26 protein-coding genes are annotated in these 24874 nt (G+C 65.5%); 13 read left to right on the top strand and 13 right to left on the bottom strand.

What is annotated here, in order from left to right; all coding sequences use genetic code 11:
• Positions 1 to 24: 24 nt before the first annotated feature.
• The 5 genes from AWC25_RS13735 to AWC25_RS13715 all read left to right on the top strand — a co-directional run bounded on the left by AWC25_RS13735 (position 25) and on the right by AWC25_RS13715 (position 5480).
• Complete coding sequence (locus AWC25_RS13735; protein WP_069399742.1) at positions 25 to 951, top strand: LysR family transcriptional regulator; 927 nt, start codon at positions 25 to 27, stop codon at positions 949 to 951.
• A 30-nt stretch (positions 952 to 981) separates the two neighbouring features.
• Positions 982 to 1791, top strand: a complete 810-nt coding sequence (locus AWC25_RS13730; RefSeq protein ID WP_084229242.1) for an IclR family transcriptional regulator — start codon at positions 982 to 984, stop codon at positions 1789 to 1791.
• Positions 1792 to 2625, top strand: a complete 834-nt coding sequence (locus AWC25_RS13725; protein WP_084229241.1) for an IclR family transcriptional regulator — start codon at positions 1792 to 1794, stop codon at positions 2623 to 2625.
• Between the two features lie 186 nt (positions 2626 to 2811).
• Positions 2812 to 4119, top strand: a complete 1308-nt coding sequence (locus AWC25_RS13720; protein WP_232326950.1) for a hydroxyacid-oxoacid transhydrogenase — start codon at positions 2812 to 2814, stop codon at positions 4117 to 4119.
• Entirely contained in the window at positions 4116 to 5480 is a 1365-nt protein-coding gene (locus AWC25_RS13715; RefSeq protein WP_069399740.1) for an MFS transporter, read from the top strand. The genes AWC25_RS13720 and AWC25_RS13715 overlap by 4 nt, the downstream gene beginning before the upstream one ends.
• Before the next feature lie 27 nt (positions 5481 to 5507).
• On the opposite strand, the gene AWC25_RS13710 is transcribed toward AWC25_RS13715, so the two are convergent.
• Genes AWC25_RS13710 through AWC25_RS13695 form a run of 4 tightly spaced genes read right to left on the bottom strand, consistent with a single transcriptional unit; the run spans position 5508 to position 9644 of the window.
• Positions 5508 to 6182, bottom strand: coding sequence for a phosphonatase-like hydrolase (locus AWC25_RS13710; RefSeq protein ID WP_264033760.1), 675 nt, complete (start codon positions 6180 to 6182; stop codon positions 5508 to 5510).
• Positions 6183 to 6199: 17 nt separating this feature from the next.
• A complete protein-coding gene (locus AWC25_RS13705) occupies positions 6200 to 7876 on the bottom strand; it encodes a cobaltochelatase CobT-related protein (protein ID WP_069399738.1) in 1677 nt (558 codons plus the stop codon).
• Positions 7873 to 8808, bottom strand: a complete 936-nt coding sequence (locus tag AWC25_RS13700; RefSeq protein WP_069399737.1) for an AAA family ATPase — start codon at positions 8806 to 8808, stop codon at positions 7873 to 7875. Before AWC25_RS13700 ends, AWC25_RS13705 begins: the two co-directional genes overlap by 4 nt.
• Positions 8805 to 9644, bottom strand: coding sequence for an IclR family transcriptional regulator (locus AWC25_RS13695; RefSeq protein WP_244899513.1), 840 nt, complete (start codon positions 9642 to 9644; stop codon positions 8805 to 8807). Before AWC25_RS13695 ends, AWC25_RS13700 begins: the two co-directional genes overlap by 4 nt.
• 203 nt (positions 9645 to 9847) lie before the next feature.
• Here AWC25_RS13695 and xsc point away from each other — a divergent pair, with 203 nt between their 5' ends.
• From xsc to AWC25_RS13670, 5 genes are all read left to right on the top strand, one after another.
• Positions 9848 to 11602 (top strand): sulfoacetaldehyde acetyltransferase, encoded by a 1755-nt coding sequence (gene xsc / locus AWC25_RS13690; RefSeq protein WP_232326948.1) that lies wholly within the window; start codon positions 9848 to 9850, stop codon positions 11600 to 11602.
• A gap of 74 nt (positions 11603 to 11676) precedes the next feature.
• A complete protein-coding gene (locus tag AWC25_RS13685; protein WP_069399734.1) occupies positions 11677 to 12048 on the top strand; it encodes a YidH family protein in 372 nt (123 codons plus the stop codon).
• Positions 12045 to 12377 carry a DUF202 domain-containing protein gene (locus AWC25_RS13680; RefSeq protein WP_085166945.1) on the top strand — a complete coding sequence of 111 codons (333 nt, stop codon included), beginning with the start codon at positions 12045 to 12047 and terminating at the stop codon, positions 12375 to 12377. The genes AWC25_RS13685 and AWC25_RS13680 overlap by 4 nt, the downstream gene beginning before the upstream one ends.
• A gap of 44 nt (positions 12378 to 12421) precedes the next feature.
• Positions 12422 to 12868: an SRPBCC family protein gene (locus tag AWC25_RS13675; protein WP_069399732.1), complete on the top strand. Its 447-nt coding sequence runs from the start codon at positions 12422 to 12424 to the stop codon at positions 12866 to 12868.
• Complete coding sequence (locus AWC25_RS13670; RefSeq protein ID WP_069399731.1) at positions 12852 to 13391, top strand: TetR/AcrR family transcriptional regulator; 540 nt, start codon at positions 12852 to 12854, stop codon at positions 13389 to 13391. The genes AWC25_RS13675 and AWC25_RS13670 overlap by 17 nt, the downstream gene beginning before the upstream one ends.
• 1 nt (position 13392) lies before the next feature.
• Here the strand turns inward: AWC25_RS13670 and AWC25_RS13665 are convergent, their stop codons facing one another.
• The gene (locus AWC25_RS13665; protein ID WP_069399730.1) at positions 13393 to 13965 is read right to left on the bottom strand and encodes a TetR/AcrR family transcriptional regulator; all 573 of its coding nucleotides are present in this window, start codon (positions 13963 to 13965) and stop codon (positions 13393 to 13395) included.
• A 102-nt stretch (positions 13966 to 14067) separates the two neighbouring features.
• Here AWC25_RS13665 and AWC25_RS13660 point away from each other — a divergent pair, with 102 nt between their 5' ends.
• Positions 14068 to 14988, top strand: coding sequence for an SDR family NAD(P)-dependent oxidoreductase (locus tag AWC25_RS13660; RefSeq protein ID WP_085166944.1), 921 nt, complete (start codon positions 14068 to 14070; stop codon positions 14986 to 14988).
• Positions 14989 to 14998: 10 nt separating this feature from the next.
• On the opposite strand, the gene AWC25_RS13655 is transcribed toward AWC25_RS13660, so the two are convergent.
• The 7 genes from AWC25_RS13655 to AWC25_RS13625 all read right to left on the bottom strand — a co-directional run bounded on the left by AWC25_RS13655 (position 14999) and on the right by AWC25_RS13625 (position 22268).
• Positions 14999 to 15457 carry a universal stress protein gene (locus AWC25_RS13655; protein WP_069399728.1) on the bottom strand — a complete coding sequence of 153 codons (459 nt, stop codon included), beginning with the start codon at positions 15455 to 15457 and terminating at the stop codon, positions 14999 to 15001.
• A gap of 85 nt (positions 15458 to 15542) precedes the next feature.
• Positions 15543 to 17096, bottom strand: coding sequence for a flavin-containing monooxygenase (locus tag AWC25_RS13650; protein ID WP_232326954.1), 1554 nt, complete (start codon positions 17094 to 17096; stop codon positions 15543 to 15545).
• A gap of 150 nt (positions 17097 to 17246) precedes the next feature.
• Positions 17247 to 17987: a TetR/AcrR family transcriptional regulator gene (locus AWC25_RS13645; protein WP_069399726.1), complete on the bottom strand. Its 741-nt coding sequence runs from the start codon at positions 17985 to 17987 to the stop codon at positions 17247 to 17249.
• 184 nt (positions 17988 to 18171) lie between these two features.
• Positions 18172 to 20337, bottom strand: coding sequence for a class 1b ribonucleoside-diphosphate reductase subunit alpha (gene nrdE / locus AWC25_RS13640; RefSeq protein ID WP_084229240.1), 2166 nt, complete (start codon positions 20335 to 20337; stop codon positions 18172 to 18174).
• The gene (gene nrdI, locus AWC25_RS13635) at positions 20307 to 20789 is read right to left on the bottom strand and encodes a class Ib ribonucleoside-diphosphate reductase assembly flavoprotein NrdI (protein ID WP_069399774.1); all 483 of its coding nucleotides are present in this window, start codon (positions 20787 to 20789) and stop codon (positions 20307 to 20309) included. The genes nrdE and nrdI overlap by 31 nt, the downstream gene beginning before the upstream one ends.
• A gap of 117 nt (positions 20790 to 20906) precedes the next feature.
• On the bottom strand, positions 20907 to 21146 hold the full coding sequence (locus AWC25_RS13630; protein WP_044510476.1) for a redoxin NrdH: 240 nt from the start codon (positions 21144 to 21146) through the stop codon (positions 20907 to 20909).
• A 534-nt stretch (positions 21147 to 21680) separates the two neighbouring features.
• Positions 21681 to 22268: an NAD(P)H-dependent oxidoreductase gene (locus AWC25_RS13625; protein WP_372513405.1), complete on the bottom strand. Its 588-nt coding sequence runs from the start codon at positions 22266 to 22268 to the stop codon at positions 21681 to 21683.
• 61 nt (positions 22269 to 22329) lie between these two features.
• On the opposite strand from AWC25_RS13625, the gene AWC25_RS13620 reads away from it, so the two are divergent.
• Together AWC25_RS13620 and AWC25_RS13615 are read left to right on the top strand one after the other, a co-directional pair.
• Positions 22330 to 22941: a TetR/AcrR family transcriptional regulator gene (locus tag AWC25_RS13620; protein ID WP_069399725.1), complete on the top strand. Its 612-nt coding sequence runs from the start codon at positions 22330 to 22332 to the stop codon at positions 22939 to 22941.
• Positions 22942 to 22950: 9 nt separating this feature from the next.
• Positions 22951 to 24003 (top strand): DNA polymerase IV, encoded by a 1053-nt coding sequence (locus AWC25_RS13615; protein ID WP_069399724.1) that lies wholly within the window; start codon positions 22951 to 22953, stop codon positions 24001 to 24003.
• Here AWC25_RS13615 and AWC25_RS13610 read toward each other — a convergent pair.
• A complete protein-coding gene (locus AWC25_RS13610) occupies positions 23965 to 24870 on the bottom strand; it encodes an SDR family oxidoreductase (RefSeq protein WP_069399723.1) in 906 nt (301 codons plus the stop codon). The two genes, AWC25_RS13615 and AWC25_RS13610, sit on opposite strands and share 39 nt — an antisense overlap.
• Between the last annotated feature and the right edge of the window lie 4 nt (positions 24871 to 24874).

The raw sequence follows: 24874 nt of genomic DNA, 5'->3' as shown, positions 1-24874 counted from the left end.
GATCCCAAGCAGTACGGTTGACGAGTGCCGTTGTCGCCACGGGTGCCGGAAATCGGTTCGCTTGACTTGCTACTCAGCGTTGCCAGGCTGGGCAGCCTCGCGAAGGCGGCCCGGGAACATGGCGTGTCGCAGCCCGCCGCGGCGTCGCGCATCCGGAACATGGAGCGGCTGATCGGCGTGCCCCTGATCGTGCGGTCGACGGCCGGATCACGGCTGACCGATCATGGCGCGATGATCGCGAATTGGGCGCGTCGAGTGGTCGACGCCGCGAGCGATCTGGACGCCGGCATCACCGCGCTTCGTGGCCACCAGGCGAGCCGGATTCGTGTTGCCTGCAGCATGACCGTCGCGGAGTATCTTCTCCCCCGCTGGCTGTCCGAACTGCGCACGCGGGTACCCACCGCAACCATCGGCCTACAGGTGATCAATTCCGCGAAGGTCGCAGAGCTGGTGCTCGGCGGTGCCGCCGACGTCGGTTTCGTCGAAGGCGCGGCGGTCAGCGACGGATTGGATTCGGTTGTGGTCGCCCGTGACGAGCTGGTGCTGGTGGTCGGCCACGGCCATCCCTGGGCGCACCGCCGAGTCCCGGTGAATGCCGCGGAGCTCAGCCGCACCGCCTTGATCAGCCGGGAACCCGGGTCGGGCACTCGATATGTGCTCGAGCACGAGCTCCACCGTCTCGGCTGCCCGCTCACCGTTGATCCGATGATGGAGCTATCGTCGACGACCGCGATCAAGTCCGCGGTGGAAGCCGGGATCGGTGCCGCGGTGCTGAGTTCGCTGGCACTGGCCGAGGAGATCGCTCAGCACCGACTGATCATCGTGCCCACCGAGGGGCTGGATTTGCGGCGCAGCCTGCGGCTGGTGCTGCGTTCCGGCGAGCAGTTGCCGGCGGTGCTGCGCGACGTCGTCGGGGCGACCAGAGTGATCGCAAACTCCGACATCAGTTAACTCCCAGCTCGGTGTCGTTATCCTTGTCGCATGGCACGGGGATCAAATGTGGTCGGCGACCTGGCGGTGCAGGACGAACCGCTGATGGGCACCCAGACGATCAGCCGCGCCCTGAAGGTCCTCGGCATACTTCGGCAGTCCCCCAGCGACTTGGGCGTCACCGAGTTGGCCCGCACGCTGTCGCTGAACACCAGCACCACCCACCGGATCCTGCGCGCGCTCGTCGCGGCCGGGTACGTCGCACAAAGCAGCCGAACCGAGCGGTATCAACTGGGACGCGAGGCCTATTTGCTGGGTCGTGCGGCCGAGCGCAGCTTGGGGTTCGACAGCGTCTCCCCGGTGCTGGAGCGGCTCAGCGAGGAGTCGGGCGAGTCGTCCAATCTCGTTGTCCGGGACGCCGACCACGGCCTCGTCGTGGTGCGCGTGGAGTCGAAACATCCGCTGCGTTTCATCCAGCCCGTGGGCACCAGGATCCCGCTGCATTGCACCAGCAGTGGCAAGGTGTTTTTGGCGTTCGCACCCGATATCGCGGCCGAGGTGGCTCGGCTCGGGGAACTTCGCCAGCTAACCCCGACCACCATCACGTCGAACCGGGATCTGTTGCAGGATCTGCAGGAGACCCGGACCCGTGGGTACGCCGTCAACCGGGGCGAGCGACTCGAGGGCGTCCGGGGTGTGGCCGCTCCGGCCTTCGATGCGCAGGGCGCCGTGGTGGCGGCAGTTGCGGTGCAAGGTCCCGAGGTGCGGCTGCGCGACGAGCGGCTCGACGAACTGGGGCACCTGGTGGTCACTGCCGCCAACGAGATTGCCGCCCTGCTGCCGGGGGGCTATCAGATCTGAATGAGACAATCGGTGGCCCATCCCGACGTGCCGAAGACTCCGCTGGGTGCGGTGAGTGAGGTCCTGCCCGCGGGCACCCAATCGGTGGGCCGGGCACTCGCCGTACTGAAGTTGCTCGCCGGGTCGCCGAATGAGCTGAGCGGCAACGCAATCGCGAACTCGCTCCAGCTTTCCTCGGGTACCGCGAATCGATTGATCAGGGCGCTGATCGCGGAAGGTCTCGTCGCGCGCAATCCGGTATCGGACTGCTATTACCTGGGCAGCGCAGCGGTGCTGCTCGGTCAGGCCGCGCAACGCGGGTTCGGCATCGACAAGGCGCTGCCCATCCTCGAACGCCTTAACCGCGACACCGAAGAGGCGATCAACCTGTCGATCCGTCAGGGCCCGGAGTCGGTGGTGATGATGCGGGTGCCTTGCCGGCTTCCACTACGGTTCGAGCAACACACCGGGGCACGCTTTCCCTTGTACAGCACGGCTTCCGGCAAGGCCATCCTCGCCTTCTCGCCCGACGCCGGGCAGTATTTGGATTCGTTGCCGTCCAAGCTGCACAAGGTCACCCCGCACAGCCTCGGCACTCCCGCGGCTCTTGCCGATCAGCTCGCGGCCATCCGCCGGCGCGGTTACAGCATCGACGAACAGGAAAACATCGAGGGTCTACGCTGCGTCGGCGCTCCGGTGCTCGACCCCGAGGGAAATGCGCAAGCCGCCTTGGTGATCCAGGCCCCGACGGTGCGGATGTCGAGAAACCGCATGCGAACTTTGGGTAAACAAGTCGTCCAGGCCGCACGGGACGTGTCGCAATTCGTGCCGGTCAACCGTGCCATGTCGTTCTGAGTACTCCTCAATTTGCTTTTGCCGAAACGTCTTTGACGCCTCGGTTGCGTCCGCAAAGCGGTAGGTAGCCGGGCCGGCCCGCCTGCCTCACCCCGGGTTCCAGGGCTTAGCTGGAGCTCGCCGCCGGCTGTGATGCACTTCTCATCGCGGCCGCCGAGGCGTACCGTCTCACACAATGTGGGGACTATGCCTACATTGTGGCGGATCAAGGGAGCACCGAGAATGCTCGAGTTGGGGCAGAACGAAGCCGTATTTACCTGGGCAGCAACGCCATTGAAGTTTGGGCTGGGCGCCCTGGACGAGATAGGGCCGGAACTGTTGGCGTTGGGCATCGAATCATGCTTGGTGATTACCGACCCCGGCGTACGTGCCGCGGGCATCCCCGATCGAGTTTTGGACCAACTGATCGCCGCGGGAATCAAATCGGAAGTGTTCGACAAAGTCGTCGTCGAACCCACCGACGACAGCATCGACGAGGCCGTGTGCTACGGCAAACAGCAAGACTGGCAGTGCTTCGTCGCGGTGGGGGGTGGCTCGGCGATTGACACCGCCAAAGCAGTCAACCTGCTGACAACCCATCCCGGTGAACTGCTGGACTTTGTGACGGCGCCGATCGGCGCCGGCCGGGCACCGTGGCTGCCGCTGAAACCCCTGATCGCGGTGCCGACCACCGCGGGCACCGGTTCGGAGTCCACCACCATCTGCGTGGTCGATTTGCTGGGGCTGCGCCTGAAGGCCGGAATCAGCCATCCGAAGCTACGCCCGACGTTGGCCGTCGTCGACCCGCTCACGACCGTCTCGCTGCCGCCGCAGCCAACCGCGGCCGGCGGGATGGATGTCTTGTCGCACGCGCTGGAGAGCTATACCGCTGTCCGATTCGACGCAAAGGCTGCGCCCGCCGACCCGATGACGCGCCCCGCCTTCTGCGGGTCGAATCCGATCAGCGACTTGTGGTGTGAGCAAGCGCTGCAACTGGTGGGCAGGTATCTGCGGCGGGCGGTCATGAACGGTCATGACCTCGAAGCGCGCTACCAGATGGCGCTGGCCTCCACCTCGGCGGGTTCCGGCTTCGGCAACGCCGGCACCCATTTGCCGCACGCCAACGCCTATCCCGTCGCCGCAGCGGTGGAGAACTACCGGGCGCAGGGTTACCCACCGATGCCGATGGTTCCGCATGGGCAGGCCGTGGCCGCAACCGCCGCAGCGGTTTTCCGTTGGACCTACCCCAGCAACCCGGAGCGCCATCTGCACGCGGCGGAACTCCTGTCCGGGCAACGGTTCACCCCGACCGACGGAGCCGACGCACTACCTCACGTGCTGGGTGAGCTGATGTCCGACATCGACATGCCGGCGGGGTTGCGGGTCTTCGGCTACGGCGAACAGCATCTGCCCACCCTCGTCGCGGGCACGATGAAGCAGACCCGGCAACTGGCCGTCGTGCCGCGACCGGTGACGAGTGCCGCCCTGACCGACATCTTCCGGCAGTCGCTATGACCGACACGGTCGTCCCAGCGCCGACGCGGGCCGAGATTCGTACGGTCGTTGCGTCCAGCATTTTGGGAACGACCGTGGAGTGGTACGACTTCTTCCTCTACGGGATCGCGGCCGGGTTGGTGTTCCGCCGGTTGTTCTTTCCCAGTACCGATCCCCTCGTCGGCACGCTGCTCGCGTTCGCGACTTTCGCGATCGGATTTGTCGCTCGCCCGGTCGGCGGCCTGCTCTTCGGTCATATCGGCGACCGCGTCGGCCGAAAGAAAACATTGATCGCAACAATGCTCATCATGGGCCTGGCGACGTTTCTGATCGGCCTGATCCCCAGCTACGCCACGATCGGGATCAGTGCACCGATCCTGCTGGTATTGCTGCGCCTGGCGCAGGGCGCCGCGATCGGCGGCGAGTGGGGCGGCGCCGTGCTGATGGCCGTCGAGTACGCCCCGCGCGATAAGCGCGGCTACTACGGCAGCCTTCCCCAATTGGGTCTTGCGCTTGGATTGATGTTGGGCACAGGGGTTTTCGCGGCCCTCAACTCGGTGATGTCAAGCGAACAATTCCTGGCATTCGGTTGGCGAATCGCTTTCATGCTCAGTCTGGCGCTGGTTGCGGTGGGGACGTTCGTCCGGCTCAAGGTGATGGAAACCCCGGCCTTCCGCGCGCTCGAGAAGCTGGAAGCCAGAGCGTCCCTGCCGGCGCTGGAAATGGTCTCAGACGCGCGGATGAGACGAAACCTGTTGCTGGGTATGGGAAGCCGCTGGGCCGAGGGTGTCGCGTTCAACACCTGGGCGATGTTCGTCATCACCTACGGCGCCAATACCTTGGGAATAGGCCGGCAGACCATGCTGATGTCGGTGATGGCCGCGGCGGCCGCAATGGTCTTCTTTATCCCGAAGTACGGGAAGCTGGCGGACCGTTACGACAACAGAAAGCTTTTCGCGTTGGGCGTGGTGCTCAGCACCGCGGCAACCTATCCGGCGTTCCATCTGTTGGGCAACCGGCCCGCCGGCGCCGCGGTCGTCACGATCATCATCATGCTCGGGTTCCTCTACCCGATGATGTACGGACCTCAGCCGTCGCTCTACGCGGACCTGTTTCCCACCCGGGTTCGCTACAGCGGCGTCTCGGTGGTCTATCAACTCTCCGGAATCTTCGCCTCGGGTCTGACGCCGCTGCTTCTGACGTACCTCCTCAGCGCCGCCAACGGCAGGACGTCGCTGATCATGGTGTACATCTTCGTCGTCGGCGCGGTCAGCGCCGGGACAACCCTGGCGATTCGCCGCCGGGACACCTACCCCGGTTCGGATGAAACAGCCTTGGTCACAGTCGAATTCAGAAGCACCGGTTCGCGCTCGCCGGCCTGACACCCCGTCGGCTGCTGCCCGATCCATTCAGAATTGGGTGGCCACCTCGCGCAGTTTGAGCACCTCGGGAATGGTCGCGGCGCTGGCCAGGATGTGGGTGTGCGGGGCCGATCGGAGGCTGGCCGCGTCGTGAGCACCAGTGAGAACCCCGGCCACATATCGCGCACCGGCATTCGTTCCGGCGCGCAGATCGTTCGGGGTATCGCCGGCGACTAGGACCTCCGCGACGCTCTGGACACCGACCGCCTCCATCGCGCGGAAGATCAGGTACGGTGCGGGACGGCTGATCGGCACCTGGTCGCTGGTGATCACGGCATCGATGTCGCGTCCGATGCGCCAGCCCACCTGATCGAGCAGCGGTCCCGCGATCTCGCGCGAATAACCGGTCTGCAGAACGATCTTGATTTTTTGCTCGTGCAAGAGGGCGAAGGCGTCCACGATCCCCGGCAACGGCACCGGCGGCACCGACCGGTACGCGTCGAGCAGCGAATCGGTGAACCTGCTTTCGACCGCATCGACCTCGTCGACTGTCGCCTCACCCAGCAGTCCGATGATCGCGTCGCGCTTACCCGTGCCCTTCCACCGATCGAATTGGTCGTCCCCGATGGGCTTGCCGGTGTGCGACTCCACCGCCTTGCGCAACGCCACGTACACCGCCCCGCCCTCGTCAATGCTGGTACCGGCGATATCTAACGCAACCATCCCAATTCGCTGCTCTGTCACCGGAAATTCCCTCCTCTGGCTGCCAATGCGATGGTGTCGGCCACTTCGGACAGCACCCGACGGGTCGTGCCTTGGGCGAGGTCCACTGACGTGAAGCGGTCGTAGTAGATGCTGAGGTCCAGTCCCACGCCGACGGCACAGATCTCGACGCCCGAGCTTGCGGCAAGCACGTCGCGCAGGTGTCGGTCCAGGTAGTTGTGGCCGTTGGCCAGGACGGTGGCGGCGTCCATCGGACCGCCGTCTGAGATCACGACGAGTATCCGTCGTTGTTCCTCGCGCGCGTGCAGCCGCCGACAGGCCCACTGCACCGCCTCGCCGTCGATACCCTCGCGGTAGAGGTCGGCCTTCAGCAACCCGGCAATCGCCGTGCGGGCAGATCGGTACGGGGTCTCGGCACTCTTGATCACGAGATGGCGGACTTCATTGAGCCGACCGGGATTTCGCGGCCGCCCGGCACGGATCCAGTCGCGCCGAGCCCGGCCGCCATCCCAGGCGGCGGTCGTGAAGCCGAGGATTTCGCAGCCGACCCCGGCAAGCTCCAGGGCGCGCGCGAACGCGTCGACCAGCACGGTGACAGGCTCGCTCAACGCCTTCATCGATCCCGAGCAGTCCACCAAGAACGACACGATCGCGTCCGGTTGGAAAACCACGGCCTCGGCGCAAAAGACGTTGCGTTCGTTCGGTAGCGCGATCAGCCGCGCTAACCGGCGGCCGTCGACGAGCCCGGAATCGCGGCCGCCCTCCCATCTGTCGTCGCGTGGTTCGGCCAGCAGCATCCTGAGCCGGCGGCTTAGGACGGATGCGCCCACCGCGCTGGCGTCGATCAGCCGATCAAGGTGCTCGCGGTACTCACGCAGCTCGGCCGGCCGCGCCAGCGACCGGACGTCGCGTGTCTGGTCGTAAGCCGCGGTGAACACTCGATAATGCGCGTTCGGGCGCTCGGGCGGCCGGTATCGACCGCCGGCCGCGGGTATGCCGGCGTGGTCCTCGGATCCGCTGTCGAACAGCCACGCGAACACCTCGCCGTCGGTATCCGGCTCGCCGGGCGGTGCGTGCAGCGCGGGCAGGTCGGCGACCAATTCCGCAATGCGACGGGCATGCTGCCCGAAACCACGTTGGCAGTGACGATTTCGGCGAAGCGCTAAGAGTTCCCGGCCGACCACCCGGGTCAACACGATCCTGGTTTGTTCGATCAGATCTTGCGTCCGCTCGGCGACGGGTTCCGCGGTGATCCACGAACGGGCGACCTGCGCGAGGGCGTAGAGCAGCAGACCGGACTCCGTCTCGGCCGAACGCGAGGACTCGAACGCCGCCGACCACTCGCGGAATCGGGCGGTGAGATTGCTCCGCACCCCCGGCCACGACGCGGGGACCAGCGACTCCACCCGAAACTGTTCCAGCATCTCGCAAATCAGCCTGCTCGCCGCGTGCTCGGGCAGCAGCGCGGCGTGTACGTGCGGGTCGTGGTGTCGCAGCCGAAGCGCCATCCCATCGGCTGCTCCGCGATCCGCGGGGGGATGCAGATGCGGCGCCGGCATCGGCACCGGTCGCCGGCCGCGATACAGTGCGGTGCCGCGAAAGTGGAGGTCGTGCTGGTCGCTCAGCGCGCGAATGGATGCGGCACGCAGCTCACGGGCGGGTAGCTCGCGCGGGATGAGCGCCGGGTCGCTCACGCGACGCGCACCGCGGGCTCATCGAGCTCGTGATCGAAACAGCGCTGGAAGTACTCGGCGATGATCGGTCGTTCGGCGTCGTCGCACTTGTTAACGAACGACAACCGGAACGCCAGCCCGACGTCGCCGAAAATCGTGACGTTTTCCGCCCACGTGATCACGGTGCGCGGCGACATCAGGGTCGAAAGATCGCCGACGCGGAACCCGGTGCGGGTCAGGTTGGCCACCGCGACCATGGCGGCAATGAGAGTGCCGTCGACCTCGGGGACCCTGGCGGCGACAATGTCGATCTCTGCTTGTGGCAGTGGGTGATTGAGCGACGCGACGATGTTCCATCGATCGATCTGGGCATGGTTGAGCCGCTGCGCGCCGTGGTAGAGCCCGTTGAGGTTGCCGAGTCCGACGGTGTTGGCGGTCGCGAACAGCCGGAACCACGGGTGGGGTGTGATCACCCGGTTCTGGTCCAGCAGCGTGAGCTTCCCGTCGTGTTCGAGGATGCGCTGGATCACGAACATCACTTCCGGTCGACCCGCGTCGTACTCGTCGAGGACCAGTGCGACGGGCCGTTGGATCGCCCACGGCAGGATGCCCTCTTGAAACTCGGTGACTTGTCGGCCATCTCGCAGCGTCACCGCATCGCGCCCGATCAAGTCCATCCGGCTGAGCTGGCCGTCGAGGTTCACTCGCACACAGGGCCAATCCAGCCGGGCGGCGACCTGTTCGATGTGTGTCGATTTGCCGGTGCCGTGCAGCCCTTGCAGCAAGACGCGCCGGTTGTGTGCGAAACCGGCGAGCAGAGCCAGCGTGGCCGATTCGTCGAATCGATACCCGGGGTCGATGTCGGGCACGTGTTCGTCCGGTTCGGGGCAGGCGGGGACCTGCAGATCCGAATCGATGCCGAATGTGTCTCGGACGGATACCAGGTGCGTCATGAGCTTGCTCGCGACGACTCGCCGGCCGCCTCGCCCTCGATCTGGCCGATCGCCTCGGCCGCCCGCCGCAACGCGGGCAGGACCCGCAGAGCTTTGTCGGGTGTCAGGCGCATCACCGGCGCCTGAACCGCGATGCCGAGGTTGGAGATTCCGGACGGCGACGGCACCAGAACCGCGGCGCAGACGAGGCCGGGCAGGAACTCCTGGTCGTCAATCGCGTATCCGTCCCGCCGAACCTGCTTGAGCTCCTCCTCGATCTGATCCACGTCGGTGATGGTGTTGGGGGTGTATTGCTTGAGCGGGGCCGCCTCCAACAGCCGGCGCCGTTGCACGGGGGCGAGTTGCGACAGGATCATCTTTCCGCTCGCCGAACAGTGCACCGGCACGCGGGACCCGGGTTGCAGCGTGAAGCGCAGGGGCTCAAGCGTTTCCACACGATCGACATACAGGATCTCGTCGCCCGACAACGCGGTCAGGTTGCAGCTCTCACCAAGTTCCTCCACCAGGTTGCGCAGTACGAAGTGACGCGCGCCGTGGTGGCTGTCGTTGAGCAGCAGGGTTTCGGCCATTCGTCGCAGCCGTGCCCCGACCGCGTAATGGCGGCCGTTGTTCTCCCGGATCAGCAGGCCGGCGCCTTCGAGCTGCTGCAGCATGCGATGCAGAGTCGGCTTGGGCGTGCCGGTCAGCTCTACCAGGCCCTGCAGGGTAAACAGCTGGTTCTTCGTCGCAATCAGCTCCAGCAACGAGAACAACCGCAGCGTCGGGGTATCGCCGGTGAGCGCCGCCTCGTCGATGCTGTGTATGTCGCCCATGCCCCTCCCGTCGTCGGCCTCCATAGAACCGCGAATGCCGCGAAAAAACAAGACGCCGTATACCGAATCTTGAAATATTCATTGACTCCAGCCGCCGGCGGACCCTAGTCTGCTCCTGAGCCACGAAATTAGAACCTTGCGTTCCAATAATTGCGGAGACCCCGGATCGAGAGGACAAGCCGATGACCCATGCAACCACTCGTACTGCCGTACCAGGTGTGCAGCGAATGACACCGTCCGAGGCGTTCGTTGAGACGATGGCGGCCAACGGCGTCACCGACATCTTCGGCATCATGGGCTCGGCCTTCATGGATGCGATGGACATCTTCGCCCCGGCCGGTATCCGGCTCATTCCGGTGGTACACGAGCAAGGTGCGGCGCACATGGCCGACGGCTACGCCCGCGTCAGCGGTCGACACGGCGTGGTCATCGGCCAAAACGGTCCCGGAATCAGCAACTGCGTCACCGCGATCGCCGCCGCCTTCTGGGCGCACAGCCCCGTGGTCATCGTGACCCCCGAGGCCGGCACCATGGGCATCGGCCTCGGCGGATTCCAGGAGGCCAACCAGCTTCCGATGTTCCAGGAATTCACCAAATACCAAGGGCACGTGAACAATCCACGTCGCATGGCGGAGCTCACCGGACGCTGCTTTGACCGCGCCATCACCGAGATGGGGCCCACCCAGCTGAACGTCCCCCGCGACTTCTTCTATGGGGAGATCGAGACCGAGATCCCGCAGCCGCGCAGACTCGATCGCGGTCCGGGCGGCGCGCAAAGCCTCGACGAGGCCGCGCAGTTGATCGCCGAAGCGGAGTTCCCGGTGATCATCTCCGGTGGCGGCGTGGTGATGGGCGACGCCGTCGAGGAGTGCAAGGCCTTCGCGGAACGCCTTGGGGCTCCGGTGGTCAACAGCTACCTGCACAATGACTCCTTCCCCGCCAGCCATCCGTTGTGGACCGGTCCGCTCGGCTATCAAGGCTCCAAGGCGGCGATGAAACTGATATCGAGGGCCGATGTGGTGATCGCGCTCGGCACCCGGCTCGGGCCCTTTGGCACGTTGCCGCAGCACGGCATGGACTACTGGCCGAAAGACGCCAAGATCATCCAGATCGACGCCGACCAAAAGATGCTCGGTCTGGTCAAAAAGATCAGCGTCGGCATTTGCGGCGACGCGAAGGCGGCGACGATTGCCTTGCTGGAACGGATCCGGAACCGGACATTGGCCAGCGACGCCACCCGGGAGCAGCGCGCCGCCACCATCCAAGCCGAAAAGGACTCCTGGGAAACCGAACTCAGCGAGTGGATCCACGAGCGCGACCCGTTCAGCCTCGACATGATCGCCGAACAGGAGCAGGAGGAAGGCAACTGGCTGCATCCGCGGCAGGTGCTGCGCGAGTTGGAGAAGGCGATGCCGGCCGACGTTATGGTGTCCACCGACATCGGAAACATCAACTCGGTGGCCAACAGCTATCTGCGATTCGAACGGCCGCGCAGTTTCCTGGCCCCGATGAGTTACGGCAACTGCGGTTACGCGCTGCCGACGATCATCGGAGCGAAGGTCGCCGCTCCCGAGCGGCCGGCCATCGCGTATGCCGGTGACGGCGCGTGGGCCATGAGCATGGGTGAGATCATGACCGCCGTTCGACACGACATACCGGTCACCGGAGTCGTTTTCCACAACCGGCAATGGGGTGCGGAAAAGAAGAACCAGGTGGATTTCTACAACCGTCGGTTCGTCGCCGCCGAACTGGAAAGCGAGTCGTTCGCGGGCATCGCCGAGGCGATGGGCGCGGAGGGAATCGTCGTCGAAAAGCTTGACGAGGTCGGGCCGGCGTTGCAGCGCGCCGTGGCCGCCCAGATGAAAGGGGGCAAGACAACGGTCGTCGAGATCATGTGCACCCGGGAGCTGGGCGACCCGTTCCGTCGCGACGCGCTGTCCAAGCCGGTCCGGCTGCTCGACAAGTACAAGGACTACGTCTAGGCCACAGCGGTGGCGGTGCCGTTACCAATAGCGTTGCGGCACCGCCTCGTTCCGCTTAATAGCAGGAGTTTTCGATGTTCCCGCGCAAGCCGCCGCTGCAATCGGTCGGGACCGATCCCGATTATCGGTTCACCTTTGCCAACGAACGAACGTTTCTGGCTTGGCTGCGCACCGGCCTGGCGCTGCTGGCCGGCGCGGTCGCACTGGCCAGCCTGGTGCACGACTTTGGTCCGCGGTCACTGCGTATCGCGATTACGGTGTTCCTGTTGATCCTGGCGCTGGTGGTCACGGCCGGCGCCTATGGGCGGTGGGATCGCGCCGAGCGGGCGTTGCGGGAGAGCCGCTCGTTGCCGAGTGACCCGCTGCCCCGGCTCGTAGCGGCGGGCGCGGGCGTGATCGTCGTCGCGGCGGCGATCCTGGTATTCCTCGCCGAGACCACCAAATGACACAGCAGCAACTGATCGATGTCGGCGCACAGGCCGAGCGGACGGCACTTGCCTGGCAGCGCACAGCGATTGGTGGCGTCGCCGTCGCCGCGTTGGTGTTGCGCTGGGACGCACTCGATCAGCTGCCGATGTGGCCGGGCATCGTGCTCGCCGTCGCGGCCGGCGCCACGGTGGTGTCCTTGGCATCGCGCCGCTACCGCTGCATGCTGCACGCCATGGCGGACCGCCGCACCCCGGTGTCTCGCCGGATGGTGCCGGCCGCGACGGTCGCGATGGCCGTGGTGATCCTGGGCGTCGGCGCCGAGCTGGCGGCCGCCGACCTCGGCTGACGCCCCTGTTGCCGGCCGCCGACCGCGTGTGTACCATTTGGTACATGTTTACCGAAGACCGTATCGCCATCGATGCGCCCCCGCAGTTGGTATGGAACGTCTTCACCGACGTCGAGCACTGGCCGGATTGGACCGCCTCGGTGACGTCGTTGGTCGGCCTGGACGGGCCGGAGCTCGGCGTGGGCAAGCGGTTTGGCATCAAACAGCCCGGCATGCGGCAGCTGGTGTGGCAGGTCACCGAGATCGACCCCGGCACGTCCTGGACGTGGGTGCAACGCTCCCCCGGCGTGCTGGTCAGCGCCCGCCACGACGTCACCCCCGGCCCGGCCGGCGGTACCGTGGTGCGCCAGCAGCTGGACCAGGGCGGCATTCTCGGGGCGTTGGTGGGACGGTTGATGGCCAGGAAGACCAAGCGTTTTCTCGAGCTGGAGGCCCAAGGACTCAAGGCTCAGTCGGAGCAGCTGCGCCGCGCCGATGGTTCGCACCCCTGACGTCGCGCGGCGCGGGCAACTCCTTGACGCACTGATCGAGGAATTCGCCGACGGGGGCATCGGCGACCGCTCACTGCGCGAGGTGGCCGCCGCCATCGGAACCAGTCACCGAATGTTGTTGCACCACTTCGTATCTCGCGAAAGCCTTCTGCTCGCCGTGGTCGAGGAGGTCGAGCGCCGCCAGCTGGGTGTGCTGGCGGAGCTGCCCGCCGACGCCGCCGGCGGCTTTGCCGCCATGTGGGCCGACGTGCGGCGTCCCGAACTGCGCCGCTTGGAGCGCCTGTTCTTCGAGTGCTATGCCCGCGCTGCCCAGGGCGAAAAGCCGTTTGCCCGAATGGTTCCCAACGCCGTCGAGGGCTGGCTGCGTGCGGTCGAGGCCGCGGCCGGGGATTCGCCAGATCCCGCGCTGGTGCGCCTTGGGCTGGCGGTCACGCGCGGGCTACTGCTGGATCTGGTAGCCACCAACGACGACGCCGGTGTGGACGCGGCCGCGGCGGCCTTCGCCAGTCTGCTCAGCCGCTGAGCTACTTGGCTTTCGGCAACACCGAGATGAGTGTGTCGACGAGTTCCTCGGCGTTGGTGTGCCACTTGTCCAGATCCATATGGCCGCTCAAATCCAACCCGGTGATGCCATGCGCGCTGGTCAACAGCAGCGCCCCGTAGCGCCGCGCCTGCTCGGGGCCGGTGATGCGACCGACCAGATCGAGGAACAGGTCCTGCGCCCGCTCGGCCACCCGCATCGCTTCCCCCGGATCCCCCGCCGGCGGGGTGAACATCAGCCGGTACAGGTGCGGGCGGGTACGGCCGAGATCTATCAGCGACAGCAGACCCGAGCGCAGGGATTCCTCGGCCGAGTCGTCGCTGTCGACCAACGCCTGCAGTAGGTCGGCCAGGTCCCGCAATGCGTCGGTGGCCAGCACCGCCAGCAGCGCTTCCTTGTCGGCGAAGTGGCGGTAGGCCGCCGAGTGCGAGACACCGGCGCGCGCGCCCACCTCGCGCAACGTGACGGCCTCGACTCCGCCCCGGTCGAGCAGTACACCCGCGGCCTCGAGCAGCGAGCGGCGTGTTGCCGCGGCACTCTCCGCACGTGTCGTCACCCGGCGAGCATAGGCCAGCGCATCAGTTGACAACGTCAACTCAAACGCCTAGCTTCAGTTAACAATGTCAACTCAAAGTTCCCGTCGCCGAAGGAGACCGTCATGAATTCCTCGCATCCCCCCGCCCGTGCGGAGCTGATCGTCGTGACCGGTGCTTCCACCGGGATGGGCGCCGCGACGGCAAAGGAATTGGCCCGCAGGGGATTTCACGTGCTCGCCGGGGTACGCCGCGACGCCGATGCCGACGCGTTGCGCGCCGACGGGATCGAGCCGGTCATCCTGGACATCACGATGGAATCGGACGTGGCCGCCATTGCGAACCGCGTCGCGCACGACGCACTGCGCCGGCCGCTGCGGGCACTGATCAACAACGCGGGCATCGCGGTCAACGCGCCGGTCGAAGCCTTGCCGATAGCGCAGTGGCGCAAGCAGTTCGAGGTCAACCTGTTCGGCCATGTCGCCATGACCCAGGCGTTGTTACCGGCCCTGCTGCTCAGCCGCGGCACCGTGGTGAACATCAGCTCCGTCGGCGGGAAGGTGGTGTTGCCGACATACGGCGCCTACGCCGGGTCCAAGTTCGCGCTCGAGGCCGTCAGCGACGCCCTGCGGCGGGAGGTTTCCCACCTCGGCATCAAGGTCGTTGTCGTCGAACCCGGCGCGGTCAAGACCGCGATGGTCGATCGCGGCATCGCCACCGCCTCGGAACTGCTCGCGAAAATGACCGCCCCGCAACTCACCCGCTACGGCGATCTGGCAGCGGCCGTCACGGCACAAGCCCAGTCGTTCGGTGAGGACGGTGTGTCGGCCGAGCAGGCCGCGAAGGTGATCGCCAAAGCGGCCACCGCAGTTCGGCCGCGAACCCGCTACACGATCGGGCGCGATGCCGCGCTCCTGCTGCGAGTCAACCGGCTGGTATCCGACCGGGTCCTGGACCGCATCGTGCGGCTGAATCTTCGGTCCTTTGCCAAAACTTCGCGGCCGAGCGAAAAGCCCGGCGCCGCAATGGCTTCGGCCGAGGCCTAAGTCGCCGGCGTCAGTCGGCGGTGTGAACGATCAGCACGTCGGTCTTGGATCTGCGGGAGACTTCGGATGGCACCGAGCCCAGCAGTCGCCCGGCAACGCTGCTGAGGCCGACGTTGCCGACGACCAGCAGGTCAGCACCGACGTCCTCGGCAAGCTGCACCAGCGCGTTGATGGGCGCGCCGACGACCGCCTTCTCTTCGACGTTCTTGGCCCCGGCCTGGTGCGCCCGCTCCCGAGCGTCGTGCAGGATCGCGTAGTAGGGGGCCTCGCCCACCGTCCGATAGTCCGCGCCGTGGTCGCTGCCCGGCGGGATGGCGTAGCGACCTTTTTCCTCGGCGACGGGGGGATGTGCGGTCGCAACGATCAACTTCGCGCCGTGATCCGCGGCGACCGCGGCGGCGCGGTCAACCGCGCGCAGCGATGAGTCCGAGCCATCGGTGCCGACCACAACGGTCTGATAGGCGCTCATATCCCAGGGAGTGTAGAGGCCAAAGGCCGCTCAGCACCGCAAATGACGGTGAATTCGCCCGACGAATCCCGATCTCGCCACGACTTCAGGCCTGCGCGGTCGCGGTCGCGCGCGCGGTGCGCTTGCCGTTGCCGACACCGAAGAACTGGTATTCGCCGGGTTTGACCGAGCGAGTCGCCCGCCAGTACTGCCAGGTGTAGCCACCCCAGAGCACCGTGTTCTTGCCGTGCTCGTCGAGATACCAGCTGCTGCAGCCGCCGGTGTTCCACACCGAGCCCTTCAGCTGTTCCTGCAGCTCGTCGTTGAACTTGTCCTGTGCCGCGCGGGTCGGTGCCAGCGCCTGGGCACCGTATTTTTCGCAGGTCTTGATCGCGTCGGCCACGTAGTGGATCTGCGACTCGATCATGAACACCACCGAGTTGTGGCCCAGCCCGGTGTTGGGCCCCAGCAGGAAGAACAGGTTCGGCATTTCGGCGACGGTGATTCCGCGATGCGCCCCGATACCCTCCCGGTTCCATCGGTCGACCAGGTCCTCGCCGCGCAGACCTTTGATGCCGACGTAGGTGTAGGAATCGGTGACGTGGAATCCCGTCGCGTAGACGATCACGTCGACCTCGTGCTGCGTGCCGTCGGCGGTGACGATCCCGTCGCGGGTGATCCGCGCGATGCCGTCGGTGATGAGCTTGGTCTTGGGGTTCGCCACGGCCGGGTAGTACGTAGACGAGTTCAGGATGCGCTTGCACCCGATGCGGTAATTCGGGATCAGCTTGCGGCGCAGCTCGCGGTCTTTGACCGAGCGGCGGATGTTGTATTTGCAATACGCCTCAATGAATTTCAGCGTGTTGGGCCGTTTGGTCATGCCGAACGCCAGTGCTTCCTGCCCCCAGTAGATGGCCAGCCGCACCAGTGCCCGTAGCCCCGGAACGTTCGCCATGGCCTTGCGCAGCGCCGGGGAAAGATCGGGGTTGGACCGCGGCACCACCCACGGCGGCGTGCGCTGGTAGAGCTGCAACTCGCCAACCTGATCGACGATCTCGGGCACGATCTGGATGGCGCTGGCGCCGGTGCCGATGATGGCCACCCGCTTGCCGGTCAGGTCGACACTGTGGTCCCACTCGGCGGAATGGAAAGCGGGACCGGCGAATTCGTCGCGCCCCTCGATTTCGGGCAACTTCGAGATGTGTAGCGCACCGGCTCCAGAGATCAGGAACTGGGCGACGTATTCGCGACCGTCCTTGGTGAACACGTGCCAGCGGTACTCGTCTTCGTCCCAGTAGCCGCGGTCCACATGGGCCTTGAACTCGATGTAGCGACGCAGCCCGTACTTCTCGGTCACACCCTTGAGGTAGTCCCAGATTTCGGGCTGATAGGAGAACGGGTTCTTCCAGTCCGGCTTGGGCTCGAAGGAGAACGAGTACAGGTGCGACGGGATGTCGCAGGCGCATCCGGGGTAACCGTTGTCCCGCCAGGTGCCACCGATGTCGTCGGCCTTCTCCAGGATGACGAAGTCCACCCCCTGCTGCTGGAGCTTGATCGCCATGCCCAGACCGGAGAATCCGGTCCCGATGATCAGGGCGCGAGTTCGCACCGGCGTCGGGGCTGCGGGATCCGGGACGGGTTTGTCCTGGGCTTCTATCAATGAATCGGTCACTGCGGATCGGTCTTCCTATGGCTGTCGGCTCGCTTCGGTGGGTACCCCGGCGGGCTGCGGCAAATACCCAGTACCCCCGGTAGCGGGTAGGACAGAGTCTCGACGAAAGCCCGGATGATGTCAATGGGCCTTTGGTCCTCAGCTGGCGGCGGGGCTCCTACGCACGGCGCTGTGGACTGGCTGGTCGGGGTCGACCGAGATGCCCAGCGCCTCGGCGGTGCCGACGATGACCCCCATCATGATGGTGGTCAGGTGGGCGATGAATTGGTCGCGGGGCATGCGCCGGGGGCTACCGGGTTCGGGCCCCAGCCACCACTCGGTCGACGAGGCGGCCGACCCGAACGCGGCGTGCGCGGCCAGCTCGAAGGCGGCATGGTCGAGCTTGAAGTCCTTGAGCTCGTTGTCGAACATGTCGGCCATGGTCAGGGTGATCTGACGACCCTCGTTGAGGGTGCGAACCGTCGACTCGGCGGTCGCGCCGGACCGCGCCGAAATGAACACCCGCAGCACGTTGGGATGCAGGTCGACCAGGTTGACGTACTCCTCGACACTGCGCCGGACGATTTCCCGCGCGGAGTCGGCGGCTAGGTCGATCGACGGGAAGATCGCCGCCCACAACATGTCCCGCAGCCGCTCACCGATCGCCTGAAACAGGTCGGACTTGTCATGGAAGTGGCGGTAGATCTTGGGCTTGGCGGTACCGGCCTCTTCCGCGATTTCCCGCACGCTGAGCTCGGGCCCCAATCGGTCGATGGCGCGAAACGCCGCCTCGACGATTTCACCGCGCACCTTCTTGCGGTGTTCCCGCCAGCGCTCGCTGCGCGCGTCGACTTTCGCGCCCGGCTTGACGCTGGGATGGGGCCGCGGCGCCCGGGGCATTCTCACCACATCAAGAACCATACCCCGCGGAGTCGCTGACCTGGGCAGACTGCGCGAATGGGCGGTAGCGCGTCATCACGTCGCGCGCAGCACCTCGCTCGGCGAGCGGCAGAATTCGCGCCGGCAGGTACGCGCGGGGAGGTGCTAGTCCGCGATCGGACTCCGTATGCGAAGCCCGTATGCGCTATAGCATGCAGGACACGCAGCCCTCGACCTCGGTTCCTTCCAGTGCCATCTGCCGCAAGCGGATGTAGTACAGCGTCTTGATTCCCTTGCGCCAGGCGTAGATCTGCGCCTTGTTGACGTCGCGAGTGGTGGCGGTGTCCTTGAAGAACAACGTCAGGCTCAACCCCTGGTCCACGTGCTGGGTGGCCGCGGCGTAGGTGTCGATGATCTTCTCGTAGCCGATCTCGTAGGCGTCCTGGTAGTACTCCAGGTTGTCGTTGGTCATATACGGCGCCGGGTAATAGACCCGCCCGATCTTGCCTTCCTTGCGGATCTCGATCTTGGACGCCACCGGGTGGATCGAGCTCGTCGAGTGGTTGATGTAGGAGATCGACCCCGTCGGCGGGACGGCCTGCAGGTTCTGGTTGTAGATGCCGTGCGCCTGCACCGACTCCTTCAACCGCTTCCAGTCGTCCTGGGTGGGAATGCGGATTCCCGCCTCGGCGAAAAGCTGACGCACCTTGTCGGTCGACGGTTCCCACACCTGCTCGGTGTACTTGTCGAAGAACTCCCCCGAGGCGTACTTGGACCGCTCGAAACCACCGAAGGCCCTACCCCGTTCGATCGCGATGCGGTTCGACGCCCGCAACGCGTGATACAGCACGCAGTAGAAGTAGATGTTGGTGAAGTCGATGCCTTCTTCGGAGCCGTAGAAGATGCGCTCGCGGGCCAGGTAGCCGTGCAGGTTCATCTGCCCGAGCCCGATCGCGTGAGATTCGTTGTTGCCCTGCTCGATCGACGGCACCGACTTGATCGACGTCTGATCACTGACGGCGGTCAACGCGCGGATCGCCACCTCGATGGTCTGCGCGAAATCCGGTGAGTCCATCGCTTTGGCGATGTTCAGCGAGCCGAGGTTGCACGAAATGTCCTTGCCCACTTTGGCATACGACAGATCGTCGTTGAACGCCGACGGCGTCGACACCTGCAGGATCTCCGAGCACAGGTTCGAGTGGGTGATCTTGCCCTCGATCGGGTTGGCCCGGTTCACCGTGTCCTCAAACATGATGTACGGGTAGCCGGACTCGAACTGCAGCTCGGCCAGCGTTTGGAAGAACTCCCGCGCCTTGATCTTGGTCTTGCGGATGCGCGCGTCGTCGACCATCTCGTAGTACTTCTCGGTCACCGAGATGTCGGCGAAGGCAACGCCGTACACCCGCTCGACGTCGTATGGCGAGAACAGGTACATGTCCTCGTTCTTCTTCGCCAGCTCGAAGGTGATGTCGGGAATCACCACGCCCAGGCTCAGCGTCTTGATGCGGATCTTCTCGTCGGCGTTCTCCCGCTTGGTGTCCAGGAAGCGGTAGATGTCGGGGTGGTGCGCGTGCAGGTACACCGCGCCGGCGCCCTGGCGCGCGCCCAGCTGGTTGGCGTAGGAGAAGGAGTCCTCGAGCAGCTTCATAATCGGAATGACACCCGATGACTGGTTCTCGATGTTTTTGATCGGTGCACCCTGCTCGCGAATGTTGCTCAGCAGCAACGCAACTCCCCCGCCGCGCTTGGACAGCTGCAGGGCGGAGTTGATCGACCGCCCGATCGACTCCATGTTGTCCTCGATGCGTAGCAAAAAGCAGCTCACCGGTTCGCCGCGCTGTTTTTTGCCCGAGTTCAAAAACGTCGGGGTGGCCGGCTGGAACCGCCCGTCGATGATCTCGTCGACGAGCTTTTCGGCGAGAGTGGTGTCGCCGGCCGCCAGGGTGAGCGCGACCATGACGACGCGGTCCTCGAAGCGCTCCAGGTAGCGCTTCCCGTCGAAGGTCTTCAGCGTGTAGGAGGTGTAGTACTTGAACGCACCTAAAAACGTCGGGAACCGGAACTTCTTGGCGTACGCGCGGTCCAGCAGCGTCTTGACGAAGTTACGCGAGTACTGGTCGAGAACTTCACGCTCGTAGTAGTTCTCGCGGATCAGGTAGTCGAGCTTTTCGTCCTGGTTGTGGAAGAAGACGGTGTTCTGGTTGACGTGCTCGAGGAAGTACTGCCGCGCCGCCAGCACATCTTTGTCGAACTGAATCTTGCCGTCCTTGTCGTACAGATTCAGCATCGCGTTCAGCGCGTGATAGTCCGTTTCTTCGGGCAACACGTGCGTGCCGGCGGTTACAGGCTCTGCAGCGACGGTTGGTGGCACGTCTGTTCCTTCCAGAAGTCGATCAGCCCCGCCCGGACGGCGTCCACGTCGTCGGGGGTGCCCATGAGTTCAAACCGGTAGAGATACGGGACGCCGCACTTGCGGGAGACCACGTTGCCCGCGTATGCGAATTCGGCGCCGAAATTGTTGTTGCCCGCGGCGATGACGCCGCGGATCAACGACCTGTTGTGCTCGTTGTTCAAGAACGCGATGACTTGCTTGGGCACATAGCCGCCGTGGTTGATGTCCGGTGTGGCCCTGCCGCCGCCATACGTCGGCAAGATCAACACGTACGGATCGTCGACCTCGATACGGCCATGCAGCGGGATCCGCGTGGCGGGAACACCCAGCTTCTGGACGAAGCGGTGGGTGTTCTCCGACACGGAGGAGAAGTAGACCAGTGACGATCGCGAGCCCGGCGTTGCCGGGCGCGGCGGGTCGTCACCCGTCAGATTCCGTGACGATCGCGAGCCCGGCGTTGCCGGGCGCGGCGGGTCGTCACCCGTCAGACTTAGGTTGCGTCCGGTGACCTCCATCGCACCGCAACCCCCTTACTTGCTCATCTACTGCTAGGCGCTCAGCGCGGCTCCAGCGAGCGCCTTGATGCGATCGGGCCGGAAACCCGACCAGTGTTCGTTGCCCGCCACGACGACGGGGGCCTGCAGGTAACCCAGCGCCATCACGTAGTCGCGCGCCTCGGTGTCCAGGCTGATGTCGACCGTCTCGTAGGCGAGGCCCTGCTTGTCGAGCGCCTTGTAGGTGGCGCTGCACTGCACACATGCCGGCTTGGTGTACACGGTGATGGTCATGGAAGCCGCTCCTCTGCGGAAAGAAGGTCGAGACGTTTGCTATGGACTGGCAACTGCTTGGGGCACCGCATTTCCGCTATCTTCAGCGATCCGCCAAGGCCCAGGATTCCCGTCTTGCGGCCCTGCGGACCGAAGCGCTCGGCTTCGCACCTTCGAGTCGATTCCGGGAGGTTCTCTGGGCCCTGACTGGCGTCGCTGGCTTGCTGAACCTGGGATCTGTCGGCCCTCGAAACACTACACCTAGTGGCTGACAAGATCTCGAGATACAAGATGTTCTGAATAACAATTTTGAAATTCCCAGGTCGTAAGCCCTGTCGCGTGTCGTCGCCCCGGCGTGTCGCAGATCACAAACATGGTTCGGGACGTTCATAGGTACGGGTATAGCAGTGGCCACCGACAACCCCGGCGCGGCCCGGGCCGGACACCACCCACACCGGCGCTAGCAAAGCCGCCAGCACAAGCTGGCGGCTTTAGCTATTCACTTGCGAGAACGCTGCTGGTCATCCGGTGACCGGCTTGTTGGATACGGCCAAATCAGCCGACTTCCGCGGTGAGCTTGCCAAGCGCGTCGCGCACGTTGGCGACCAGTTCGGCGTGCTCGGCCGGCGCCTTGCCCTCCAAACTGCCAAACGGAACCGACAGTTTGATCGACTCCACGACCCGCGCCCCGGCGATGCCGAAGGACTTGCGGGTCTCGTCGTGCGCCCAGACCCCGCCGTACCGGCCGAAGGCCCCGCCGATCACGGCCAGCGGCTTGTCCTTCAGCGCGCCGTTGCCAAACGGGCGGGACAGCCAGTCGATCGCGTTCTTGACGACTGCCGGGATGCTCCCGTTGTATTCGGGGGTGACTACCAGGGCCGCATCCGTCCCGGCCGCCGCTTCACGGAGCGCCACCACCGGCGGCGGCGTCGTGGCCTGGGCGTTCATCGCCTCGTCGATCTCTTCGTTGTAGAACGGGAGCTCGCCCAGACCCTCGAACACGGTCACGGCGACGTCGTCGGGAGCGACATCAACCGCCAACTCGGCGATCTTGCGGTTGATCGACGCCGCCCGCAGACTCCCCACCAACGCCAAGACCTTGATCTGTGCCACTGTTCCATCTTCCCTTCGGTTGTTCGTCACGATCCTCTACGGTTAAACCGGACTATAGTCCGTTTTATTCGATCGGCATTACAGTGCAGTGATGAGCGATGTCCAACCGGTAGGCGAGTTGTCCCTGCCGGCGCGCGTGCTGCCCCAAGAACGGGGCGACGCGGCACGCAACCGGGAGTTGCTGCTGCGAGCCGCCCGGCGGCTGGTTGCCCAATACGGGGCGGATTCCGTCACGATGGACGACGTCGCGGCCGCCGCCGGCGTCGGCAAGGGCACGCTGTTTCGCCGGTTCGGCAGCCGCGCCGGGCTGATGATGGTCTTGCTCGACGAGGACGAACGGGCCAGCCAGCAGGCCTTCCTGTTCGGTCCCCCGCCGCTGGGGCCCGACGCGCCGCCGATGGACCGGCTGGTCGCCTTCGGCCGGGCTCGCCTGTGCTTCGTGCACACCCACCACGCTCTGCTGTCGGCAAGCAAGGGCGATCCGCTCAACCGCCACGTCGGGGCGGCCGCGGTGCAGCGCACCCACGTGCGGTTGCTGTTGCAGGCCGCGCACAGCAGCGGCGATCTGGAGGTGCAGGCCGATGCGCTGCTGGCCCTGCTTGACGTGGATTACGTTGAGCACCAATTGAATTACGGCGGGCACACCCTCGACAGCCTCGGCGACGCCTGGGAAAGCTTGGCACGCAAGCTATGTGGGCGGTGACCTGATCGCATGGACGCACCGGCATCGAGATGGGTTCTGCATGTCGACCTCGATCAGTTTCTCGCGTCGGTGGAGTTGCGCCGCCATCCGGAGTTGGCCGGGTTGCCCGTCATCGTCGGTGGCAGCGGCGATCCCACCGAGCCGCGCAAGGTCGTGACGTGCGCCTCCTACGAGGCCCGCGAGTTCGGGGTGCGCGCGGGCATGCCGCTGCGCACCGCGGCCCGGCGCTGCCCTCCTGATTCGGGCGTCACCTTCCTGCCGTCCGATCCGGCCGCCTACGACGAGGCGTCAAATCAGGTGATGGGGCTGTTGCGGGATTTAGGGCACCCGGTCGAGGTGTGGGGCTGGGATGAGGCCTACGTGTCGGTGACGGCGGCAGATCCCGTCGAAGTCGCCGAACAGATTCGCGCCGTTATCTTTTCAGAAACCGGGCTGTCGTGTTCGGTCGGCATCAGCGACAACAAGCAGCGCGCCAAGGTCGCCACCGGGTTCGCGAAGCCGGACGGTGTCTTCGTGCTCACCGACACCAACTGGATGGACGTGATGGCAGAGCGCCCGGTCGACGCGCTGTGGGGGGTGGGCCCAAAGACTGCGAAAAGGCTTGCAACGCTGGATATCACCACGGTCCAAGAGCTTGCCCGCAGCGACGCCGAATTGCTGACGTCCACCTTCGGACCGCGCACCGGGCTGTGGCTGCTGCTGCTCGCCAAGGGCGGGGGTGACGCGCAGGTCAGTGCCGAACCGTGGGTCCCCCGCTCCCGCAGCCATGTCGTCACGTTCCCCCGCGATCTCATCGATCGATCTGAAATGTATTGTGCGGTCACAGATTTGGCGAGACGAGCACTGGACGAAGTCGTGGCTGCGGGCCGCGTCGTCACCCGGGTGGCCGTCACCGTGCGCACCGCCACGTTCTTCACCCGCACCAAGATTCGCAAGTTGCCCGGGCCCAGCACCGATCCCGCCGTCATCCTGGCCGCGGCGCGCAACGTCCTGGATCTGTTCGAACTCGACCGTCCGGTCCGGTTACTCGGGGTTCGACTCGAGTTGGTGATGCCGGCTTAGCCTGGCCGGCGCGGGCCGCAGAGCGCGGGTGAAGACGATGTTGACCCGGCGCATCGCCACGCTGTAGGGCCACCATGCCAGCCGCTTGAACGCGTAGAGCGCCCGGATGTCCTGGGAGGTGTAGATGAGGTATCGGTTCTTCGCGACGCCGGCGAGGATTTTTTCGGCCGCTCGTTCCGGCGAGACTGCGTGGCCGCTGAACCGGTCGACCCACCGGGCGACCTTGGGGTCCTCCCGGTTGACGCCGGCGATCTCGACGGTGTTGACCAACGGCGTCTTCACCGCACCGGGCACCACCAACGACACGCCGATGCGGTGTCGGGCCAGGTCGAAGCGAAGCACCTCGGACACGCCGCGCAACCCGTACTTACTGGCGCTGTAGGCGGCATGCCAGGGCAGCGCGATCAGCCCGGCCGCCGACGAGACGTTGACCAGGTGCCCGCCGCGACCGGCCGCGATCATCGGCGGGACGAACGACTCGATGACGTGGATCGGGCCCATCAGGTTGATCGAGACCATCTTGGTCCACTGCTCGTGGCTGAGCCGGTCCACGGTTCCCCACGCCGACACCCCGGCGATGTTCATCACCACGTCCATGCTCGGGTGCGCGGCGTGGACATCGCCGGCAAAGGCGGCGACCGAGTCGTAGTCGGCGATGTCCAGCGCCCGGTGTACCGGCACCCGGGCACCCAGCGCCCGGGCGTCGGCCACCGTTTGTGTCAAGCCGTCGGCGTCGCGATCGGTGAGGAATAGCTCGGCGCCCTGGGCCGCCAGCCGCAGCGCCGTGGCCCGGCCGATGCCGCTGGCCGCGCCGGTGACCAGACTGCGCTTGCCCGCGAAGTAACGCGTGGATCCCCGCTGCGCCATGACG

The organism is Mycobacterium sherrisii (assembly GCF_002102355.1).
In the GTDB taxonomy this organism is placed as follows: Bacteria; Actinomycetota; Actinomycetes; order Mycobacteriales; family Mycobacteriaceae; genus Mycobacterium; species Mycobacterium sherrisii.
Note: the sequence above shows the minus strand (reverse complement) of the source record. Positions and strands in the feature narration are given on the sequence as shown.

What these genes read in the sequence shown, in the direction of transcription:
- xsc (WP_232326948.1), top strand. Translation starts at nt 9,848, where the DNA reads ATGACACCGTCCGAGGCGTTCGTTGAGACGATGGCGGCCAACGGCGTC.
- AWC25_RS13695 (WP_244899513.1), bottom strand. Translation starts at nt 9,644, where the DNA reads ATGGAGGCCGACGACGGGAGGGGCATGGGCGACATACACAGCATCGAC.
- AWC25_RS13610 (WP_069399723.1), bottom strand. Translation starts at nt 24,870, where the DNA reads ATGGCGCAGCGGGGATCCACGCGTTACTTCGCGGGCAAGCGCAGTCTG.
- AWC25_RS13720 (WP_232326950.1), top strand. Translation starts at nt 2,812, where the DNA reads ATGCCTACATTGTGGCGGATCAAGGGAGCACCGAGAATGCTCGAGTTG.
- AWC25_RS13645 (WP_069399726.1), bottom strand. Translation starts at nt 17,987, where the DNA reads ATGCCCCGGGCGCCGCGGCCCCATCCCAGCGTCAAGCCGGGCGCGAAA.
- AWC25_RS13655 (WP_069399728.1), bottom strand. Translation starts at nt 15,457, where the DNA reads ATGAGCGCCTATCAGACCGTTGTGGTCGGCACCGATGGCTCGGACTCA.
- AWC25_RS13725 (WP_084229241.1), top strand. Translation starts at nt 1,792, where the DNA reads ATGAGACAATCGGTGGCCCATCCCGACGTGCCGAAGACTCCGCTGGGT.
- AWC25_RS13675 (WP_069399732.1), top strand. Translation starts at nt 12,422, where the DNA reads ATGTTTACCGAAGACCGTATCGCCATCGATGCGCCCCCGCAGTTGGTA.
- AWC25_RS13715 (WP_069399740.1), top strand. Translation starts at nt 4,116, where the DNA reads ATGACCGACACGGTCGTCCCAGCGCCGACGCGGGCCGAGATTCGTACG.
- AWC25_RS13700 (WP_069399737.1), bottom strand. Translation starts at nt 8,808, where the DNA reads ATGACGCACCTGGTATCCGTCCGAGACACATTCGGCATCGATTCGGAT.
- AWC25_RS13630 (WP_044510476.1), bottom strand. Translation starts at nt 21,146, where the DNA reads ATGACCATCACCGTGTACACCAAGCCGGCATGTGTGCAGTGCAGCGCC.
- AWC25_RS13710 (WP_264033760.1), bottom strand. Translation starts at nt 6,182, where the DNA reads ATGGTTGCGTTAGATATCGCCGGTACCAGCATTGACGAGGGCGGGGCG.
- AWC25_RS13730 (WP_084229242.1), top strand. Translation starts at nt 982, where the DNA reads ATGGCACGGGGATCAAATGTGGTCGGCGACCTGGCGGTGCAGGACGAA.
- AWC25_RS13680 (WP_085166945.1), top strand. Translation starts at nt 12,045, where the DNA reads ATGACACAGCAGCAACTGATCGATGTCGGCGCACAGGCCGAGCGGACG.
- AWC25_RS13660 (WP_085166944.1), top strand. Translation starts at nt 14,068, where the DNA reads ATGAATTCCTCGCATCCCCCCGCCCGTGCGGAGCTGATCGTCGTGACC.
- AWC25_RS13620 (WP_069399725.1), top strand. Translation starts at nt 22,330, where the DNA reads ATGAGCGATGTCCAACCGGTAGGCGAGTTGTCCCTGCCGGCGCGCGTG.
- AWC25_RS13685 (WP_069399734.1), top strand. Translation starts at nt 11,677, where the DNA reads ATGTTCCCGCGCAAGCCGCCGCTGCAATCGGTCGGGACCGATCCCGAT.
- AWC25_RS13670 (WP_069399731.1), top strand. Translation starts at nt 12,852, where the DNA reads ATGGTTCGCACCCCTGACGTCGCGCGGCGCGGGCAACTCCTTGACGCA.
- AWC25_RS13615 (WP_069399724.1), top strand. Translation starts at nt 22,951, where the DNA reads ATGGACGCACCGGCATCGAGATGGGTTCTGCATGTCGACCTCGATCAG.